The sequence below is a fragment of the Kitasatospora sp. LaBMicrA B282 genome (assembly GCF_050325825.1).
Lineage (GTDB): Bacteria > Actinomycetota > Actinomycetes > Streptomycetales > Streptomycetaceae > Kitasatospora.
The window spans coordinates 1-4,538 of record NZ_JBNQTI010000306.1 but is presented as its reverse complement, the minus strand read 5'-3'; the positions used below and the strand labels follow the sequence as shown (position 1 = coordinate 4,538).

The 4,538-nt window shown below is 71.0% G+C and carries 2 protein-coding genes; both read left to right on the top strand.

The features are described from left to right. Positions 1–3,452, top strand: a 3,452-nt coding sequence (locus ACQRUO_RS38715; RefSeq protein ID WP_428320879.1) for a multifunctional oxoglutarate decarboxylase/oxoglutarate dehydrogenase thiamine pyrophosphate-binding subunit/dihydrolipoyllysine-residue succinyltransferase subunit, incomplete at its 5' end; no start/stop codon positions are given. Positions 3,453–3,530: 78 nt separating this feature from the next. After that, positions 3,531–4,538 (top strand): serine/threonine-protein kinase (locus tag ACQRUO_RS38710; RefSeq protein WP_428320878.1); only part of this gene is annotated, 1,008 nt, incomplete at its 3' end.

Below are 4,538 nucleotides of genomic sequence, written 5' to 3'. Positions count from 1 at the left end.
CCGCCGCGCCGCTGGCAGCCGCTCCGCCCGCGCCGCCGGCCCCCAAGGCCACCGCCGCCGCGCCCGCCGCCCCGGCGGCCGAGAGCACCGGCCCGGAGCTGGTCCCGCTGCGCGGCCCGGCCAAGGCCGTCGCCAGCAACATGGACGCCTCGCTGGAGGTGCCGACCGCCACCAGCGTGCGCGCGGTCCCGGCGAAGCTGCTGATCGACAACCGCATCGTCATCAACAACCACCTGCAGCGCGCCCGCGGCGGCAAGGTCTCCTTCACGCACCTGATCGGCTACGCCATGGTGCAGGCGCTGAAGGCCACGCCGGGCATGAACCACAGCTACGCCGTCAAGGACGGCAAGGCGTTCCTGGTCAAGCCCGACCACGTGAACCTGGGCCTGGCGATCGACCTGGTGAAGCCGAACGGCGACCGCCAGCTGGTCGTCGCGGCCATCAAGAAGGCCGAGACGCTGGACTTCTTCGGCTTCTGGCAGGCCTACGAGGACATCGTCCGCCGGGCCCGCGCCAACAAGCTGACCATGGACGACTTCACCGGGGTCACGGTCTCGCTGACCAACCCGGGCGGCATCGGCACCGTGCACTCGGTCCCGCGCCTGATGCAGGGCCAGGGCACCATCCTCGGCGTCGGCGCGATGGAGTACCCGGCCGAGTTCCAGGGCTCCTCGCAGGAGACCCTCTCCCGGCTCGGCGTCTCCAAGATCATGACGCTGACCTCGACCTACGACCACCGGGTCATCCAGGGCGCCGCCTCCGGCGAGTTCCTGCGCGCGATCCACCAGCTGCTGCTGGGCGAGAACGGCTTCTACGACGAGGTCTTCGAGTCGCTGCGGATCCCGTACGAGCCGGTCCGCTGGGCCACCGACGTGGCCACCACCCACGAGGACGAGGTCAACAAGACCGCCCGCGTGATGGAGCTGATCCACTCCTACCGGGTCCGCGGCCACCTGATGGCGGACACCGACCCGCTGGAGTACAAGCAGCGCAAGCACCCGGACCTGGACGTGGTCCAGCACGGCCTGACGCTGTGGGACCTGGAGCGCGAGTTCGCCGTCGGCGGCTTCGGCGGCCAGAAGATGATGAAGCTGCGCGACGTCCTCGGGCTGCTGCGCAACACCTACTGCCGCACCGTCGGCATCGAGTACATGCACATCCAGGACCCCAAGCAGCGCAAGTGGCTGCAGGAGCACCTGGAGAAGCCGTACACCAAGCCGGAGCGCGAGGAGCAGCTGCGCATCCTGCGCCGGCTGAACTCGGCCGAGGCCTTCGAGACCTTCCTGCAGACCAAGTACGTCGGCCAGAAGCGGTTCTCGCTGGAGGGCGGCGAGTCGCTGATCCCGCTGCTCGACGCGACCATCGACTCGGCCGCCGAGCACCGCCTCGACGAGGCCGTGATCGGCATGGCCCACCGCGGCCGCCTGAACGTGCTGGCCAACATCGTCGGCAAGCCGTACGGCAAGATCTTCGGCGAGTTCGAGGGCAACCTCGACCCGAAGTCGATGCACGGCTCCGGCGACGTGAAGTACCACCTGGGCTCGGAGGGCACCTTCACCGGCCTGGACGGCGAGACCATCAAGGTCTCGCTGGCCGCCAACCCCTCCCACCTGGAGACGGTCGACCCGGTCGTCGAGGGCATCGCCCGCGCCAAGCAGGACATCCTGGACCAGGGCGGCACCACCTTCCCGGTGCTGCCGATCCAGATCCACGGCGACGCGGCCTTCGCCGGCCAGGGCGTGGTCGCGGAGACCCTGAACATGTCGCAGCTGCGCGGCTACCGCACCGGCGGCACCGTGCACATCGTGGTGAACAACCAGGTCGGCTTCACCGCCGCCCCGGCCTCCAGCCGTTCCTCGATGTACTGCACCGACGTGGCCCGGATGATCGAGGCCCCGATCTTCCACGTGAACGGCGACGACCCGGAGGCCGTGGTCCGCGTCGCGCGGCTCGCCTTCGAGTTCCGCCAGGCGTTCCACAAGGACGTCGTGATCGACCTCATCTGCTACCGCCGCCGCGGTCACAACGAGGCCGACAACCCGTCGTTCACCCAGCCGCTGATGTACGACCTGATCGACAAGAAGCGCTCGGTGCGCAAGCTCTACACCGAGGGCCTGATCGGTCGCGGCGACATCACCATGGAAGAGGCGGAGCAGGCGCTCCAGGACTTCCAGGGCCAGCTGGAGAAGGTCTTCGCCGAGGTCCGCGACGCGGCCGGGGCCCAGCAGGCGGCGCCCGGCGCCAAGCCGGTGGCCGACTTCCCGGTCTCGATCCAGACCGGCATCTCCCAGGAGATGGTCAAGCGGATCGCCGCCTCGCAGGTCAACCTGCCGGAGTGGCTGACCGTCCACCCGCGCCTGCTGCCGCAGCTGCAGCGCCGCGCCGCCTCGATCGAGGACGGCACGATCGACTGGGCCACCGGCGAGTGCCTGGCCGTCGGCTCGCTGCTGATGGAGGGCCACCCGGTCCGCCTCGCCGGCCAGGACAGCCGCCGCGGCACCTTCGGCCAGCGCCACGCGGTGCTGATCGACCGGGTCACCGGCGAGGACTACACCCCGCTGCTGTACCTGACCGAGGACCAGGCCCGGTTCACCGTCTACGACAGCCTGCTGTCGGAGTACGCGGCGATGGGCTTCGAGTACGGCTACTCGCTGACCCGCCCGAACTCGCTGGTCATGTGGGAGGCGCAGTTCGGCGACTTCGTCAACGGCGCGCAGACCGTGGTCGACGAGTACATCGCCTCGGCCGAGCAGAAGTGGGGCCAGCACTCCGGTGTCACCCTGCTGCTGCCGCACGGCATGGAGGGCCAGGGCCCGGACCACTCGTCCGCCCGCCCGGAGCGCTTCCTGCAGCTGTGCGCCGACAACAACATGACGGTCGCCATGCCGACCCTGCCGTCGAACTACTTCCACCTGCTGCGCTGGCAGGTGCACAACCCGCACCACAAGCCGCTGGTCGTCTTCACCCCGAAGTCGATGCTGCGTCTGAAGGCCGCGGCCAGTTCGGTGGAGGAGTTCACCGCCGGCTCGTTCCGTCCGGTGATCGGCGACTCCACGGTCGACCCCAAGAACGTGCGCAAGGTGCTGATCACCGCGGGCAAGTTCTACTACGACCTGGAGGCGGCGCGCACCGAGCGCGGCGTCACCGACACCGCCATCGTCCGGGTCGAGCGGCTCTACCCGCTGCCGGTCGCCGAGCTCCAGGAGGAGCTGGCCCGGTACGGCGACGACGTCCAGTTCATCTGGGCCCAGGAGGAGCCGGCCAACCAGGGTGCCTGGCCGTTCATCGCGATGAACCTGGTCGACCACCTGGACGTGGTGATCGGTCGCAAGGCCGGCTTCGCCCGCCTGCGCCGGGTCGCCCGCGCGGCCGCCTCGGCCCCGGCCGTGGGTTCGGCCAAGCGTCACGCCGCCGAGCAGCAGGCGCTGATCGAAGAGGTGTTCAGCCTCTGACGGGTGCTCTGACCACACGTCAATAACGGTCTACGGCCCGGCCTCCGCAGAGGCCGGGCCGTTCGCTACTCTCACGCCATGCCTGCCGATGACCAGCGCTCCGCCGCACCACTGCCGCCCGCCTTCCAACCCCTCCAGCCGGACGACCCGACGTCGGTGGCCGGCTACCGGCTCTACGCGCGGCTCGGGGCCGGCGGCATGGGCCGGGTCTACCTCTCCTACACCCCGGGCGGCCGCCCGGTGGCGCTCAAGGTGGTCCGCCCGGAGTTCGCCGAGGACTCCGAGTTCCGCCGCCGGTTCGGCCAGGAGGTGACCAACGCGCAGCGGATCCACGGCCTGTACACCGCCCAGGTGATCGACGCCGGCACCGAGGCCGACACCCCGTGGCTGGTCACCGCGTACGTGCCCGGGCCCTCGCTGGCCCAGGTGGTGCGCGAGCACGGGGCGCTGCCGGTGCGCACCGTGCTGCTGCTGCTCGGCGGCATCGCCGAGGCGCTGCAGGCGATCCACAAGGTCACCGTGGTGCACCGCGACCTCAAGCCGGCCAACGTGCTGGTGGCCGCGGACGGCCCGCGAGTGATCGACTTCGGCATCGCGCGGGCCGCCGACGCCACCGTGCTGACCGGTACCGGCTTCCGGATCGGCTCGCCCGCCTTCATGGCCCCGGAGCAGGCCCAGGGCACTTCCGTCACCCCGGCCACCGACGTCTTCGCGCTCGGTGCGCTGACCGCCTACGCGGCCAGCGGGGTGCTGCCGTTCGGCGAGGGGCCGGAGACCGCGGTGCTCTACCGGGTGGTGCACGAGCCGGCGGACCTCAGCAAGGTGCCCGCCGACCTGCGCGAGCTGGTCCAGCGCTGCCTGGCCAAGTCGCCGGAGGACCGGCCCACGCCGGCCGAGATCATCGAGGTCGCGAGCAACCACCCCGAGGTCGGCGGGCAGTTGCGGTTCGCCGACGACTGGCTGCCGGCGCCGGTGAACACCGAGATCACCCGGCGCGCCGACCTGCCCAGGCCGCCGGCGACGGTGCCCGCGCCGCCCGCCGTGCCGCCGGTGGCCGCCGGGGCCGCCGCTGCCGCGGTGAGCGCG